General features: G+C 71.1%; 13 protein-coding genes. 1 reads left to right on the forward strand and 12 read right to left on the reverse strand.

The genetic code is table 11. From position 1 onward, the window contains the following. Positions 1–174 precede the first annotated feature (174 nt). The gene (locus tag ACWCP8_RS27150) at positions 175–1,008 is read right to left on the reverse strand and encodes a PIG-L family deacetylase (protein ID WP_451118669.1); all 834 of its coding nucleotides are present in this window, start codon (positions 1,006–1,008) and stop codon (positions 175–177) included. A 1,230-nt stretch (positions 1,009–2,238) separates the two neighbouring features. Here ACWCP8_RS27150 and ACWCP8_RS27155 point away from each other — a divergent pair. Continuing rightward, a complete protein-coding gene (locus ACWCP8_RS27155; protein ID WP_451118671.1) occupies positions 2,239–2,919 on the forward strand; it encodes a phosphatase PAP2 family protein in 681 nt (226 codons plus the stop codon). Between the two features lie 7 nt (positions 2,920–2,926). On the opposite strand, the gene ACWCP8_RS27160 is transcribed toward ACWCP8_RS27155, so the two are convergent. Genes ACWCP8_RS27160 through ACWCP8_RS27210 form a run of 11 tightly spaced genes read right to left on the reverse strand, consistent with a single transcriptional unit; the run spans position 2,927 to position 14,610 of the window. Next, positions 2,927–4,261 (reverse strand): glutamate-1-semialdehyde 2,1-aminomutase, encoded by a 1,335-nt coding sequence (locus ACWCP8_RS27160; protein WP_352263626.1) that lies wholly within the window; start codon positions 4,259–4,261, stop codon positions 2,927–2,929. Between the two features lie 7 nt (positions 4,262–4,268). After that, positions 4,269–4,820, reverse strand: a complete 552-nt coding sequence (gene rfbC / locus ACWCP8_RS27165; protein WP_352263627.1) for a dTDP-4-dehydrorhamnose 3,5-epimerase — start codon at positions 4,818–4,820, stop codon at positions 4,269–4,271. Next, the gene (locus ACWCP8_RS27170) at positions 4,817–6,058 is read right to left on the reverse strand and encodes a polysaccharide pyruvyl transferase family protein (protein WP_451118674.1); all 1,242 of its coding nucleotides are present in this window, start codon (positions 6,056–6,058) and stop codon (positions 4,817–4,819) included. The genes rfbC and ACWCP8_RS27170 overlap by 4 nt, the downstream gene beginning before the upstream one ends. Next, entirely contained in the window at positions 6,055–7,002 is a 948-nt protein-coding gene (locus tag ACWCP8_RS27175; protein ID WP_352263631.1) for a glycosyltransferase family 2 protein, read from the reverse strand. The genes ACWCP8_RS27170 and ACWCP8_RS27175 overlap by 4 nt, the downstream gene beginning before the upstream one ends. After that, positions 6,999–8,297 (reverse strand): hypothetical protein, encoded by a 1,299-nt coding sequence (locus ACWCP8_RS27180; RefSeq protein WP_451118676.1) that lies wholly within the window; start codon positions 8,295–8,297, stop codon positions 6,999–7,001. Before ACWCP8_RS27180 ends, ACWCP8_RS27175 begins: the two co-directional genes overlap by 4 nt. After that, the gene (locus ACWCP8_RS27185) at positions 8,294–9,568 is read right to left on the reverse strand and encodes a DUF4910 domain-containing protein (RefSeq protein WP_352263634.1); all 1,275 of its coding nucleotides are present in this window, start codon (positions 9,566–9,568) and stop codon (positions 8,294–8,296) included. The genes ACWCP8_RS27180 and ACWCP8_RS27185 overlap by 4 nt, the downstream gene beginning before the upstream one ends. Continuing rightward, the gene (locus ACWCP8_RS27190) at positions 9,565–10,590 is read right to left on the reverse strand and encodes an NAD-dependent epimerase/dehydratase family protein (protein ID WP_451118678.1); all 1,026 of its coding nucleotides are present in this window, start codon (positions 10,588–10,590) and stop codon (positions 9,565–9,567) included. The genes ACWCP8_RS27185 and ACWCP8_RS27190 overlap by 4 nt, the downstream gene beginning before the upstream one ends. A 3-nt stretch (positions 10,591–10,593) precedes the next feature. Further along, positions 10,594–11,241, reverse strand: coding sequence for a PIG-L deacetylase family protein (locus ACWCP8_RS27195; RefSeq protein ID WP_451118680.1), 648 nt, complete (start codon positions 11,239–11,241; stop codon positions 10,594–10,596). Beyond that, positions 11,238–12,068 (reverse strand): glycosyltransferase family protein, encoded by an 831-nt coding sequence (locus ACWCP8_RS27200; RefSeq protein ID WP_352263639.1) that lies wholly within the window; start codon positions 12,066–12,068, stop codon positions 11,238–11,240. The genes ACWCP8_RS27195 and ACWCP8_RS27200 overlap by 4 nt, the downstream gene beginning before the upstream one ends. Then, on the reverse strand, positions 12,065–13,339 hold the full coding sequence (locus ACWCP8_RS27205) for a class I SAM-dependent methyltransferase (RefSeq protein ID WP_352263640.1): 1,275 nt from the start codon (positions 13,337–13,339) through the stop codon (positions 12,065–12,067). Before ACWCP8_RS27205 ends, ACWCP8_RS27200 begins: the two co-directional genes overlap by 4 nt. After that, a complete protein-coding gene (locus tag ACWCP8_RS27210) occupies positions 13,336–14,610 on the reverse strand; it encodes a glycosyltransferase (protein ID WP_352263642.1) in 1,275 nt (424 codons plus the stop codon). Before ACWCP8_RS27210 ends, ACWCP8_RS27205 begins: the two co-directional genes overlap by 4 nt. Between the last annotated feature and the right edge of the window lies 1 nt (position 14,611).

Consider the following 14,611-nt stretch of genomic DNA (forward strand, 5'->3'; position numbering starts at 1 on the left):
GTTTGGGGACGAGCGCGGTGGCGGGTCGGAAGTGCGGACACGCGTCGACGCCGTCGGCGAGGGCCTGGACGCGGACTGCCGGAGCGGAACTCGCGTGGACAAGCCTCCGGGTGTGTGACCCGCTCGATCGCGCCGTGCGGTCGATGCGCTTTCCCGGCCGGTCGGGCGGGTGGATCAGCGTAGTCCGGCGAAGAGATCGTTCTCGGGTATGGCCGCGCCGGTGGCGTCCTGGACACGTACGAAGGTCTCCATGCCCATCAACTCGCCGAACCTCTCCTTGCCCATCTTGAGGAAGAAGATGTTCTCGCCCTGACTGGCGTGCGCGGCCAGCGCGTCGAACTTTTGGCAGCTGAACGCGGTGGTGTCCACCCACGTGGTGATCTCATCGTCGGGGAGGCCGATCTCGGCCATCGCGGCGGCCTCGGCAGGATCCGGCTCCGGCATGTCCTCATGAAACTCGCGCATGATCTCGCCGAACCGCTGCATCATCGAGCGGGGCATCGTGGTCCAGTACACCTTCGGTGTCAGCGCGGTCATCTCCAGCGCCGCCATCGTGATGCGGTGGGCCTGGATGTGGTCGGGGTGGCCGTAGAAGCCGTTCTCGTCGTAGGTGACGACCACATCAGGTCGGTAGTGCCGCATGAGTTCCGCGAGTCGGGCCGCGCCTTCCTGCACGGGGGTCTGCCAGAAGGATCCGGGGGCGTCGTTGCTCGGCCAGCCCGTCATCCCGGAGTCGGCATAGTCCAGCATCTCCAGATCGCTGACCTTCAGGACGTCACAGCTCGCCTCGAGCTCTTGACGGCGCATCAAGGCGACCGCCGCCGGATCGTGCCCGGGATCGCCCGGCTTGACACCCCCTGGTCCGTCACCGCAACTGCCGTCGGTACACGTCACGAGAACTGTGCGGATGCCTTCCGCCGCGTACCGCGCGAGGACCCCTCCGGTTCCGGTGGCCTCGTCGTCGGGGTGGGCGTGTACTGCCATGAGCGTCAAGGGCCGGTCAGTCATGAAAAAGTCCTCCTGCAGAAATACGTCTTGGTCCGAGTGCGCGGCGGGCGTACCGCGATCCTGGGGCCCGGATCCTGGTGGGGCGGACGACCTTGTGGTCTCCGTGTTCCCTGCCCGTGCGGCGCCGGTCCCTCGGTCGATGCAACCGTGCTCCCGGACCGGCTGTTCCCGCCGCGGCCGCTTGGCCTTCCAGGCGTCGGTGTTTCAACGCGAACGAGGTACAGGCGCGACCTGCTGTCCCGTCCGATTCGAGTTGGCAGCTGGTGGGGCGCTGACCTATGAGGTTGCCAGGTGGTTTGAGAATGATGCCGGGCGCTGTTCTCAGACGAGTTGGCTCTTGTGGAAGGGGGCGCGCTGCGGGCCGCCTCTCCGGAACGCCGGATACTCATTCGGTCGCATGTCAGTGACGGCATGCAGAATGCGTCCATGAGTCACGACTACCGGCCCGGTGACGTGCTGTTGCTGGAGTGCCCGTTCACTGAGACCGCCGTCACCGGGGTCACCCGTTACTACGTGTCCGTGCGGTGGCCGTGGTTGGAAGTGGACCCGCAGGCCGAGAACATCAGGTGGAACGGTCAGGAGTCGAGACCAGACGAGGTTGGCCGCATCCCGTTTCGTAGCGTCCCTGAAGCCAAGACAGCGGCCGCTGCGCAGCCGGAGTCCTGCAGGAAGGCGTCATCCACGACGTATCACGATTGCGGTTTCGGCGACACTCCGAGGCTCTGGCACGGAAAATCGATCCGGAACCAAAATTCGCGGAGTGTTGACCCGCGGACTATCCAACGGCGGTTTGTCGCGACCGCATTGTATTGTCAGTTCTCGTGGGCGCGGCATCGCGGTAGCGGCGGGGGCGACATGGCGTAGGTCCCGACGGGGGGCGGTGCATCGCATCTGTCGGATGGTCTGCGACGGTGTGCGGCGGGTAGTGCACGCGCTCATCGGCCCGCGCGGTGGTGGTTGGGACCATGCCTTTTCGGACCTGCCCGCGGGAGCCGGGGTACTGACGGGACACATAGGCCGTGGCGTGCCCGGACTTACGGTCACCGGAGTCGTCCGGGAACAATGCCCCGCCGTCGTGGGGCGCGGTCGGAAACAGGAAGGCGCTGATTCATGGCTGCCCACCGGTCCGATGAAGGGCCGCACCTTCACCCTGCCTCAAGAAGCCAAGACCCGGAACACCATCCACCGATCACGGCAAACCACCGCAGGTCGACCGGAAGCGGTGGGCAGGTGACCGGCCGGCCGGCGCCCGCGGTGCTGCCCCCATCGCTGCGCGCGTGGCTCGGGCTGATCGCGGCCCTCGCCGCGCTGGTGGTCGTCGTGCTCGGGGTCCTGTACGCCGGCCACAGCGAGCCCGGCAGCGTGGACGTGTGGATCCAGTCGGCGGTGGACGGTGTGCGGTCGCCGTGGCGGAACATCGCCCTGGTCATGGACTTCCTGGGGGAGCCCGTGGGAGCGGCGACGCTGGTCGTGGCCACCGTGACGGGCTGCCTGCTGCTTCGGCGTCCTCGCGCAGCGGTGCTCGTCGTTGCCGGCGTAGCCATGGCCGTGGGGTCGGCGACGCTGCTGAAGTACCTGGTGGGACGCACCATCCACGGCGACAATCTGTCCTACCCCAGCGGGCACACCGCCTTCCTCACCGCGCTCGCCCTGGTGGTGGCGCTGCTCGCGACCGGCCTGCTCGGCCTCGGCAGGACGGCCGGCACGTTACTCGTCCTCGCCGCGGCGCTGGTTGCCGGCGCCGCCATGGGCTGGGCGCAGGTCGCCCTGGGCGCGCACTACCCGACCGACGTCCTCGGCGGCTGGTGCACCGCGCTGGCGGTGATACCGGCGACCGCGTGGCTGGTCGACCGGATGGCTGACCGGCTGGTCGATGGGATGGCCGACGCCGGTTGGCGGGAGCGTCGCTGACGTCACGTCACGCCCGGCGACGGAATACGGGCTTCACCGGTCGTCCGGCCAGCCAGGGGGTGGGGTCTGCGGCGTCCAGTGCCTTCCGGTACACCGCACATGCCTGGGCGACCACGTCGACGGTGTGATCGATGTCGGCGTCGCCGAGCGCGCTGCTCACCACGAACGACGGGGCCAGCACCCCGCCCGCGAGGAGCTGGCGCAGGAACAGGGTGCGGTACTGCTGAGACGGCTGCAGGTTCTCGTCGAGGGTGGCGAAGACCAGGTTGCTGGCCCGGCCCCGGACGGCGATGTGGTCGCCGACGCCCATGCCGCCCGCGGCGTCGCGGACACCGGCGGCCAACCGCTCACCGAGGGCGTGCAGCCGCGCGGTGACGCCCTCCTCGGCGTAGGTGGTCTGCACGGCCATCGCGGCTGCCAGGGAATGCGTTTCCGCACCGTGCGTGGTGGACAACAGGAACACCCGGTCGCCGGAGTGACGCAGTCCGCCCAGCTCCATCACATCGCGGCGCCCGGCCAGCGCGGAGACGGCGAATCCGTTGCCCAGCGCCTTGCCGAACGTGGAGAGGTCGGGGACGACGCCGTACAGGCCCTGGGCGCCCGCCTCGGACCAGCGGAAGCCGGTGATCATCTCATCGAAGATCAGTACGCAGTCGTGCCGGTCGGCCAGCTCGCGCAGGCCGACGAGGTACCCGGGCGGCGGCTCGGTGTGGGTGGCGGGTTCGAGGATCAGGCAGGCGACCTCGTCCTGGTACCGGGTGAGCAGCTCCTCCGTGGCGGCCAGGTCCCCGTAAGGGAACGCCACGGTGAGCTCGTTGGTCGCCGCCGGAATGCCGGCGGACATCGGTGTGGTGCCGATGAACCAGTCGTCGACGGAGAAGAACGGATGGTCGGCGCAGAGGGCCACTCGCGGGCGCCCGGTGACGGCGCGGGCGAGTCGCACCGCGGCGGTGGTGGCGTCGGAGCCGTTCTTCGCGAACTTCACCATCTCGGCGGTCGGCACCGTGGCCAGGAAGCGTTCCGCGGCCTCGACCTCCACGATGGACGGCCGGACGAAGTTGCTGCCGCGGTCGAGTTCCCGCCGCACCGCCTCGACTACGCGTGGGTGGGCGTGGCCGAGGCTGACCGACCGCAGGCCGGACCCGTACTCGATGTAGCGGTTGCCGTCGACGTCCCACACGTGGGCACCGCGGCCGTGGCTGATGACCGGGGCCAGGTTCTCGGGGTACTGGTCGTCGCCCTTGGCGTAGGTGTGCGCGCCTCCGGGGATCATGGCGTGCAGCCGCTCGTTGGCCAGCCGCGAGCGGGGCAGGAGGAACTCTTCGGTGTCTTCGGTGTGCACGTCGACCTCAACTTTCTTGGTGCTTGAGGACCTCGGCGAGGCTCGGCGCCTCCCGGTCCCGCTGGGACATCGATGCGACCGGCAGCGGCCAGGGGATGGCGAGCTCCGGGTCGTCGAAGGCGATCGTCACGTCCTCGGCCGGATCGTGCGGGCGGTCGATCCGGTACGAGGTGTCGGCGGTTTCGGTCAGAGCCTGGAAGCCGTGCGCGCACCCCGCCGGGATGTACAGGGTCACCTGCGTCTCGTCGGACAGCTCGAAGAAGGCCCGGTTGCGGTAGGTCGGCGAGTCGGGCCGCAGGTCCACGACGACGTCGAAGATCCTGCCGTACGAGCACCGCACCAGCTTGGCCTCGCCTGCGCCGGAGCGCAGGTGCAGGCCGCGCAGCACGCCCCGGACCGAGCGGGACAGGCTGTCCTGAACGAAGGCGTCCGGGTCGAGGCCCACCGAGCGGACCACGTCGGCGTCGAAGGTGCGGCAGAAGAAGCCGCGCTCGTCGGCGTACGGCGTCGGCTCGAACAGGTACGCGCCGGTGATCTCCGGGACTTTGGTCGCCTTCATGGAGCCTTCCGCAAGGTGTGGGCGTGGTCGGCCGCAGGGAACAGGGCCGCGGTCAAGGAGTTGAACTGGTGCTCGAGTCGCCGGGCGGCGGCCAGGTTCCGCTCGGTGAGGGTCTGCCGCAGCTCGGCCGAACGCTTCTCCAGCGCACGGAACTGCTCGAGCAGCCGGTCGGCGTCGACCTCGCGCGCCGGGTGGCAGTACGCGCCAAGGCCCATCTCCGCCATGAGCGCGTCGCTCTTCGCTGCATAGCAGAGAGCGAGCACCGGCGTACCGGTCTTCAGCGCGCAGATCAGGTTGTGGTACCGGGTTGCCACCACCGTGTCGGCAGCCGCCATCTCCTTCATCAGGTCGGCCAGTGAGGACGGCTCGGCAGCGGTGACCAGCGGCGAGTCCACCGCGTCGAGGATCGCGGCGACCACCGACGCGTCGCACTCGTCACCGGTGAGCAGCCGGACCGGCCTGCCCTCCTCGACCAGCGCGCGGACGAACCGGATCGTCCCGTCGAGGTAGCGCCGGTATATCTCATAGGCCCGGGCGCGGTCGTCGTTGCCGCCGTGGAAGTCCATAACGCCGACGCAGACCGGGCCCGGCGGGGCCGACGGGTCCGAGGGCGCACTCGCCCGCGGCGTCGGCAGGGCGAACGCGAGGTCCGGGTAGACCTCGTCGCGCGCGGTGTCCACGCCCATCGCCCGCATCGCGTCGCGAGACTGCGCGTCCCGGTACGACCGGTATGCGGCCAGCCGCGCCGACCAGCGCACCAGGGCCCGGGTTGGCCGGTTGCTGATCGTCGCGGCGCCTACGCTGACCAGCGCCACCCGGGTGCGCAGCAGCCGGCCGGTCGCGCAGAGCAGGAACAGCGAGTACGGGAAGCCCCACGGCCGCAGCGGCAGCGTGGCCTCCAGGACGCCCATGCCCGGCACGATCACCATGTCGTGCCGGCGCACCCAGGCAGCGATGCGGAAGACGTCGACGAGTTTGCCCAGCCCCTTGCCCACGATCGCGCCCGCACGCGACGCGGTCCGATACTCCCCGCGGTACCAGTGCAGCCGCGTCGCGGGGATCCCGAACCGGGTCGTCACGGCCTCGGGTCCGCCGCACAGCGCGTCCACGACCACCTCCGGGTGCTCGGCGCGGAGGTAACCGAGCACGGCCTCGAGCGACCCGTCGTTGCCGAGATTGCCGGAGCCGAGCAGGCCGAACACCCCGACGCGCACCGGAGTTCCGTCCGCGGCCGTCATGCCCGCCTCCCCTCACGGCCGGCGACCAGGGCGTCGACGGAGACGGTGAGCCGGCCCGGGTCGACCGGGGCGCGGTCCTCGACCCGCTCGCCGGCGCCCGGCCGGACCCGGCTGGTCATCCACGCGGCCAGGTGGCGGTAGCACGCGCGCCGGTGGGCCGGGGACAACGGCGCCCGCCGGATCGCCGAGGCGAAGCCCCACACGTACTCGGCAAGCAGCCGGGGCGTCGGGTGCAGCGGGCCCGCCCGGCGCGGATCCAGGTTGACGCACCGGGAGCGCTTGGAAGGGTTCGCCCGCTCGGCGCGGGTGGGGTGGTCGCGGCGGAAGTACAGCAGCTCCGGCACTTGGTGGAAGGGCCCGTGCAGGGTGATCTCGGCGACGAACGTGCGGTCCGCGTGGTGGTAGCTGTCGTGCGGCTTCACCCGGCGCAGCACGTCTGCCCGCATCACCCCGTAGAAGTCGTCGCCACCGGGCTCGAACAGCAGACTGCGAAAGCGCTCCGGCGCGTCGGGCGAGTCGGTGGCGAGCCCGTACTCGTACGGGACCTTCACCTGGCCCTCGCCGTCGATGACCGCCTGGCCGGAGTGCGCGAGGATCACGTCCGGCCGCTCGTCCAGCGCCTGAACGCAGCGCCGCAGCAGGTCCCGGGCGTACAGGTCGTCGTGCGAGGCCCATTTGAACAGTTCGCCGCGGCACTCGGTGAACACGTAATTGTGGTTCGGCGCGGCGCCGATGTTCCGGGGCAGCCGGAGGTACCGGATGCGCGAGTCCTTCTCGGCGTACCGACGGCAGATGTCCTGGGTCCCGTCGGTCGAGGCGTTGTCGGAGATGACCAGCTCGAAGTCCTCATAGGTCTGGCCAAGCAGGGCGTCGAGCGACTCGGCCAGGTACTCCTCGCCGTTGTACACGGGCAGGCCGATGCTCAGCCGGGGAAGGGCGGTCATGACGTCCTCACTTCGCGGATCGGTTCTTGAGCGTGCTCGCGCAGGGCGGACCGCAGTTGCAGCCACCACACGGCCGAGCCGCTGACGGTCGCGGCGGCGACGCCCCAGGCCGAGCCGACCGCGCCGCCGGCGGCCGCGCCGCCGAGCCCGCCGCCGACGTAGCAGGCGGAGGCGAACAACTGGCAGCGCAGGCTGCGCCGGGCCGCGCCGAGCGCGCGCAGCCCGGCCGCCGCGCCGGTGCCGAGGCCCGCGCCGGCGACGCCGAGGCTGATCGGCACGATGAGCTGGGAGGCGGAGTGCCAGACGTCGCCGAGCACCATCTCGCCGAGCCAGCCGGGCACCAGCAGAAGCGCCGAGCCCCAGAGCAGCGCGCCGACAGCCTGCCCCCCGCCGAGGAGCAGGCAGAACCTGCCCAGTTGGTGCTGGGCCTGCCGCAGTACCCGTGCCGCCTCCGGGACGGTGACCAGTGAAAGCCCCATGAGCACGGCCAGGAACGGGCCGAGCAGGAGCTCGGCGCCCCGCACGGCGCCGACCGCGCCGACCCCGACGATCACGCCGAGCCCGTACGCCCGCAACTGGCTCGCGCCACTGAGGCTGACGTTCTCGACCAGGTACCGGTAGCCGAGATCGCGTTGTTCGCGCAGCCACCCGCGCGCCTCGGCCATCCGGGGCCGGATGCCGGACTGGACGCAGCCGTACCCCGCGGTCACCGTGGCGGACGCGCCCCAGGCGAGCACGAAGGCGGCCACGGTGCCGACGCGGGCGGCCACCACCATGGCCGGGACGAGCGCGACACCCCACACGACGTCGTTGAGGAACGCCTTCCGCCCGGTGCCCGCGGCGAAGAACGAGTACCGCCAGGCGTCCTGGAGCAGCAGCCCCGGCAGCATGACACCGAGGGCGGCGAACGCGGGCCCGACCTGGCCGCCGAGGCCGAGCCCGGCCACCAGACACACCGCGCCGAGGACGCCGCCGACGCCGAGCGCGGTGCCCGTCGAGCGGCCCACCGCCCCGCGCCAAGCCGCGCCGGGCGGGCCGCTGAAGCGCACCACGAGCGGATCGGTGGCCAGCCCGCGGGCGACGTTGAGCACCACGCCGTAGGTCAGCCAGGCCAGACTGAACACGCCGAACGCGGTCAGCCCTAGCGAGCGTGCCACGTAGATTCCCACCGCGAAGTTGGTCATGCTGGAGGCCGCCTGATCGGCCAGTCCCCAGGACAGCCGACCGACGAGGGCCCGCCTGCCGGATCCGGCCGATGCCGTCGCCTTCTCCCCCTCGATGGTCATCGGCGTCATCCCTTGATCAGCCCGGCGTCGTGCAGGGCGCCGGCCGCGGCGGCGACGGTGTCGAACGGCAGCCCGGACCGCTCGGCGACGTCCAGCAGACTGTGCTCGCCCTCGGAGAGGCTGAGCACCCAGAGCATGGCCATCTGGGCCTGCTTCGCGTCGCTGCGGCCGCCGAGCGAGTCGTACAACCCGCGCCGGCCCAGCTGTGGCTCGCCGTAGGGGCTGAGGTTGACGTACTGCCGGTTGCGGTCAAGGACGGCGAATGCCTCGCGGCAGATGGCGAGAGTGTCCGCCATCGCCTCCGGGGAGACGAAGTCCAGGTTGTCCGCCGAGGTGTGGTACTCGGGGTAGCCGGCGTACGGGGTCCGACTGAGCGAGCCCACGCCGAGATCGAACCCGGGCGAGCAGAACTGCCGCTCGTCGTAGCCGTACGGAGTGAACTCGGCGACGCGGTGCGGGCGTTCGGAGGCGGCAAGCACGTGCCGCATCACCCGGTCGATCTCCGCGTCGCCGCGTCTGCTCTGTTTGTACGTCAGTTGGCCCGGGTCGCCGGCGCAGGCCAGCACAAGGCCGTGCTTGACCCGTTCCACCCGCTCCGCGTTGCGGGCTAGCCAGGTGATCGCCCCGATGGTGCCGGGCGCGTAGATGAACCGGTAGGTGTAGTACGGCGTTTCCTGCGCCAGCGCCCGGGCCAGGTACGTCGCCACGGCGATGCCGGCCAGGTTGTCGTTGGCCAGCGACGGGTGGCAGACGTGGCAGGAGACGATCACCTCGTCGGTGACCTGCCCGGGGACCACGTGCTCGGCGTAGGTGAGGTGGCCGTCGGCGAGCGTGGAGTCGATGCACACCTCGTAGTCGCCCTCCGGCAGCGCGTCCAAGGTCTCCTGGGCCAGGCAGAAGCCCCACTCCGGCTTGTAGTAGCTGGTGCGGTACGGCACCCAGGCCGGGTGGTCCGGCAGGGTGTGCAGGTGCGCGCGAAGCTCGGCCAGCGGCATGGTCGCCGACACCGGCACGCTGTAGCCGAGCACGTGCAGGCTGGACGCGGCGAAGTCGACGACCCGGTTGCCGGCGGGGTCGGCGATGTACGCGTCCCGGATGTTCCACTCCTGTGGCACCGTCCAGTCGAGCACCTGGGTCCCGGTCGGCACCTCGTTCACCTGGAGCGGGATGTGCTCGCCGACGATGTCCAGGGTGGCGCGCACCCCGTCGCCGGTGATGCTCCGGCACAGCGGGTACAGCCGCTCCACCAGCGCGTGCATCTCTTCGCCGGCCGTGCTCATCGGCGCCACCGCAAGGTGTCGTCGACGGTGCCCGCGTCGGACGCCGCGCGCAGCACGGCGAGCCGGGTGAAGCGCTGCTCGAAGTTCTCCCGGTTCAGCCCGTGCTTGCGGTAGGCGTCGGCGAGTTCGAGCGCGCCCTGCTTGACCGTCCACTCGCAGTCGAAGCCGGGCAGCGCGGCGCGGAACCGGGAGAAGTCCACCCGGTACGACCGCGGGTCGGCGCCGTTCTCCCCGGTGATCACCACCTTGGCGCCGGACACCGCCTCGGCGACCTGCTCGGCGATCTCGGCGACGGTGACGTTGTTGACCTCGCTGCCGATGTTGAACGCCCGGTCGTGCACGGCCTCGCGCGGCGCGACCAGCGCGGCCGCGAAGGCCCGCGCGATGTCGGCGGCGTGCACCAGCGGGCGCCAGGGCGTGCCGTCGGAGAGCACGAGGACCTCGCCGGACAGCAGCGCGTGTCCCACCAGGTTGTTCAGCACGATGTCGGCGCGCAGCCGGGGCGAGTAGCCGAAGGCGGTGGCGTTGCGCATGAACACCGGGCTGAAGTCGCCGTCGGCGAGCTCGTGCAGGTCGTCCTCGACCCGCACCTTGGACTCCGCGTACGGCGTCACCGGCCGCAGCGGGGCGTCCTCGGCCACCAGGTCGTCGCCCCCGGCGGCGCCGTAGACGGAGCAGGTCGACGCGTACAGGAAGCGCCGCACTCCGGCGTCGCGGGCGAGCTTGGCCAGCTTCACGGAGGCGTGGTGGTTGATGTCGTAGGTGAGGTCCGGCGCCAGCGATCCCAGCGGGTCGTTGGACAGCGCGGCCAGGTGGATCACGGTGTCGACCCCGGCCACGTGTTCGGCCGTGACGTCGCGCAGGTCCACCCGCCGCGTCGGCGGGTCGGCGGGCGTCGGGCCCAGCACGCAGTCGGCGAACAGGCCGGCGTCAAGACCGACGACCTCGTGTCCGGCGGCCGTGAGGACCGGGGCCATGACGGTGCCCAGGTAGCCCTGGTGCCCGGTCAGTAGTACGCGCAAGGTTCATTCCCCCAGGTCGAGAGTGAGTTTGGTGACGGCGAACGCCTCGGCGTAGCGCGCGTTGCTTTCGATACCGCGGATCCGGGCCAGCCCGAGGAAGGCTTCCCGGTCGTACCAGGGCCGGTGCTGCTGCGAGGGGTAGTGCTCCTGCAGCAGCCGCACCTTTTGTTCGGCGATCTCCGGCGACAGCGGCTGGTACGCCGCCGGACGGCCGAGGTCGCCGTCCCACTTGACGATCTCGTAGCCGAGCACCAGGTGGTCGCGGAACGCGGTGGTCATCAGCTTCGCCAGACCGCGGTGATCCTGGTGCGCGTCATCGGTGCGCGGGGCCAGCACGAGATCCGGCTCTGTCCCCGCGCGCAGCTCCTCGACCGCGGCCTTGGCCTCGTCCCAGCGCGCGGGCAGCCGGCCGTCCGGCAGCTTGTCCACGGTCAGCCGCAGGTCGGCGCCCGGGCAGAAGGCGGCGAGCGCGGCCTGCTCCTCCTGCTCCCGCTCGCTGCCACCGCCGCTGAGCACCAGCGCGTCGACGCGGAGGCCCGGATGCGCGCGGCACAGCGTCAGCAGCGTGCCGCCGGCGCCGATGGCGATGTCGTCGCAGTGCGCGCCCACCGCGACGATTCTGTTCAGGCGCCCGGCCCCGAGCCGGATCACGCGGTGCCCGCCGTGGCGCCGGCCCGGCTCTTGGGCACGCCCGCCCCTGTGTCGCCGTGCTCCCACACGGCCCACGGGCGGTCGCCCCGGGTGTACGCGTCGTCGAGTGCGGCCCGCTCCTTCACGGTGTCGGTCGGCTTCCAGAAGCCGCGGTGCTGGTGTGCCACCAGCCGTCCGCGCTTGGCCAGTTGGGCGCAGCCGTCGGCGACCAGGTCCCCGTTCTCAGGGATGTGGTCGAAGACCTCCTGGCGGAGCACGAAGTAGCCGCCGTTCTCCCACAGCGGCATGTCGCTCACCGCGGTGATGCCGCCCACCAGGCCGTCCTCGCCCAGGTCCACGCAGTGGAACGAGGACTGCGGCGGCACCACCATCATCGACGCACCGGCGTCGCGCCGGGCGAACCGGTCGATCATCTCCGGCAGCGGGGCGTCGGTGAGCACGTCGGCGTAGTTGGCGAGGAACATCTCGTCGCCGTCCAGGTGGTGCCGCACCCGGCGCAGCCGCTCCCCGATCGGTGACTCGATGCCGGTCTGCGCGAACGTGATCGTCCAGTCGGCGATGTCGGTGGACAGCAGCTCGGCCCGCCCGCCCCGCAGCACGAAGTCGTTGGACGTCGTCTCCTCGTAGTTGAGGAAGAAGTCCTTGATGTGGTGAGCCCCGTACCCGAGACACAGGATGAACTCCGTGTGCCCGAAGTACGCGTAGTAGCGCATGACGTGCCAGATCAGCGGCCGCGGGCCGACCATCGCCATCGGCTTGGGCATGTCGTCGGAGGCTCCGTTGCGCATACGCAGCCCGTAACCGCCGCAGAACAGAACGACCTTCATGACTTGACCTCGACAATACTCAGTTCCGGAATGGGAAAGACCAGCCGGCCGCCCCACTCGTGCACGAAGGACAGCTGCTCGACCAGCTCGGCCCGCAGGTTCCACGGAAGGACGAGGACGTAGTCGGGTTTGTCGGTGCTGATCTGCTCGGGCGGCAGGATCGGGATGCGGGTGCCCGGGGTGAACCTGCCGTGCTTGTAGGGGTTGCGGTCGACCGTGTACGGGAGCAGGTCGGGCCGGATGCCGCAGTGGTTGAGCAGGGTGTTGCCCTTGCCCGGGGCGCCGTAGCCGACGACCGTCTCGCCGCGCTCGGCCGCGTCGATGAGGAACCGCAGCAGGTCGCGGCGCACCTTGGCCACCCGAGCGGAGAACTCTGTGTACCCGGACAGCTCCTGCAGCCCGGCGGCCTTCTCCCGGTCCAGCACGTCGGTCACCCTTCCCCAAGCTCTCGACTCCGCTCGAGCAGGGGATACCCCATCGGTCGGCTCGCCGGCCACCTCGGCCGGCCGGGCCCACAGCCGGATGGAGCCGCCGTGCGTGGGCAGCAGCTCGACGTCCACGAGCGTGAGTCCGCCGCTCGCCAGCGCCCGGGTCGCGGACGCGACCGTGTAGTACTGGAAGTGCTCGTGGTAGATCGTGTCGTACTGGTTCTCCTCGATCAGGGTCAGCAGGTGCTGCACCTCGATGGAGACCCAGCCGTCGTCGGCGACCAGGGCGCGCAGCCCCTGCGTGAACCCGACCACGTCGGGGATGTGCGCGTACACGTTGTTGGCCACGACCAGGTCCGCCGGGCCGTGCTCGGCGCGGACGGCCGAGCCGGTGTCCGGGGACAGGAACTCCGTGAGCGTGGGCACACCCGCGTCCCGCGCCGCGGCGCCGACGTTCACCGAGGGCTCGATGCCGAGGCAGCGGATCCCGCGGTCCACCACATGCCTCAGCAGGTACCCGTCGTTGCTCGCGACCTCGACCACGAAGGAGTCGGGGCCGAGCCCCACCCGCTGTACGGCGTCGGCGACGAACGTGCGCGCGTGCTCCACCCAGGAGGTCGAGAAGGAGGAGAAGTACGCGTACTCGCTGAACGTCTCCTCCGGCGTGATCAGCGGAGGGATCTGCGCGAGCCAGCAGTCGGTGCAGACCCGCAGGTGCAGCGGGTACGCCGGTTCCGGCTGGTCCAGTTGGTCCGCGGCGAGAAAGCTCTCACACGGCGGGGTCGCCCCCAGATCGACGACGCTCCCCATCGCCGCCGAGCCGCAGAGTCGGCATCGTGTCATTTACTGCCCCTATCTCTGCTCGCGCGGGTGCCCCGCCGCGAGCCAGCGTTTCCGTTCCCTGTCGGCGGCGGGCTGTCCCCGCCGCCGGACCGACCCGCGATCGCGGTGCGGTATTCCTCCACCAGGCGCTCCAGCCCGACGGCCGGGCTGAAGTGCTGCTCGTAACGGCGCCGGGCCGCCTGGCCCATCTCCCGGTTGCGGTCCTGTTCGGCCGCGATCCGGCGTATGCAGGACGCGAGCGATGCGGACTCGCCCGGCCGGTGCAGCAGCCCGGTCGCCCCGTCCTCGACGAGTTCGACGAAGGCGCCGTGACCGGCGGCGACGGCCGGGACCCCCGCCGCCATCGCCTCCACGACCACCAGGCCGAACGCCTCCAGCCAGGTGGAGGGGGCCACCACGGCGATCGACCGCGCGATCGCCTGCCGGCACTCCGCCTGGTCGTACAGGCCGACGTAGCGGACGTCGTCCCGGTCCGCGGCCCAGGCGGTCACCTCCGGCTCCAGCGGCCCCGTACCGGCGATCACGAGGGGGACGCCCACCCCGCCGTCGGCGGCGAGTTCGTCCCAGGCGGCCATGAGCAGCCGCACGCCCTTGGCCTCCGCGAGCCGGCCGAGATAGAGCAGATGCTCGCCCGCGCCCGAACGCAAGGCGCCCGGGTCGGGCACGAAGTTGTGCTTCAACGCCAGTCGCTCGGCCGGCATGCCGGCCCGCACCAGGACGTCGCGCTGCGCCGCGGAGATGCAGAAGAACCGCTCCACGCCGGACCACCACCGCCGTCGGTTGACCGACATGCTGACCGCGAGCGGTACCGTCGCCAGCCGGGAGTTTCGGTAGCAGCCGTGCCGGACGGCGGGCAGCGGCGCCGACCCGACGCACTCGGTGCACGGCCGGCCGTTCCGCTGCAGCGTGCCGGGCGGGCAGACCTGGGTGTAGTTGTGCAGCGTGGCGACGGCGGGCACTCCGGCGTCGGCGCAGGCGGCCAGCACCGCGGGCGACAGGAGCGGGAAGACGTTGTGGACGTGGACCACGTCCGGCCGCTCGGTGCGCAGCCGGGCGGCGAGTTCCGTGCGGACCGCCGGGTTCCACGGCACAAGGAGCGGCACCGCGGCCTTGCCCAGCAGGGACCGGGCGGCGATGTCGTCGCTGCGCCGCTCGAACACCTCGACCTGGTGGCCGGCCTCGCGCAGCAGCGCCACCTCCTGGTCGACGACCTTGTTCTCCCCGCTCGGCTGCGCCGAGGCGTAGCGGTTGTGCACCACGAGAACGTGCATG

The organism is Streptomyces sp. NPDC002206, assembly GCF_053593595.1.

Excerpts from the sequence above, each read along its gene's own strand:
- ACWCP8_RS27180 (WP_451118676.1), bottom strand. The coding sequence starts at position 8,297 with ATGACGCCGATGACCATCGAGGGGGAGAAGGCGACGGCATCGGCCGGA.
- rfbC (WP_352263627.1), bottom strand. The coding sequence starts at position 4,820 with ATGAAGGCGACCAAAGTCCCGGAGATCACCGGCGCGTACCTGTTCGAG.
- ACWCP8_RS27170 (WP_451118674.1), bottom strand. The coding sequence starts at position 6,058 with ATGACGGCCGCGGACGGAACTCCGGTGCGCGTCGGGGTGTTCGGCCTG.
- ACWCP8_RS27210 (WP_352263642.1), bottom strand. The coding sequence starts at position 14,610 with ATGCACGTTCTCGTGGTGCACAACCGCTACGCCTCGGCGCAGCCGAGC.
- ACWCP8_RS27150 (WP_451118669.1), bottom strand. The coding sequence starts at position 1,008 with ATGACTGACCGGCCCTTGACGCTCATGGCAGTACACGCCCACCCCGAC.
- ACWCP8_RS27185 (WP_352263634.1), bottom strand. The coding sequence starts at position 9,568 with ATGAGCACGGCCGGCGAAGAGATGCACGCGCTGGTGGAGCGGCTGTAC.
- ACWCP8_RS27200 (WP_352263639.1), bottom strand. The coding sequence starts at position 12,068 with ATGAAGGTCGTTCTGTTCTGCGGCGGTTACGGGCTGCGTATGCGCAAC.
- ACWCP8_RS27175 (WP_352263631.1), bottom strand. The coding sequence starts at position 7,002 with ATGACCGCCCTTCCCCGGCTGAGCATCGGCCTGCCCGTGTACAACGGC.
- ACWCP8_RS27205 (WP_352263640.1), bottom strand. The coding sequence starts at position 13,339 with ATGACACGATGCCGACTCTGCGGCTCGGCGGCGATGGGGAGCGTCGTC.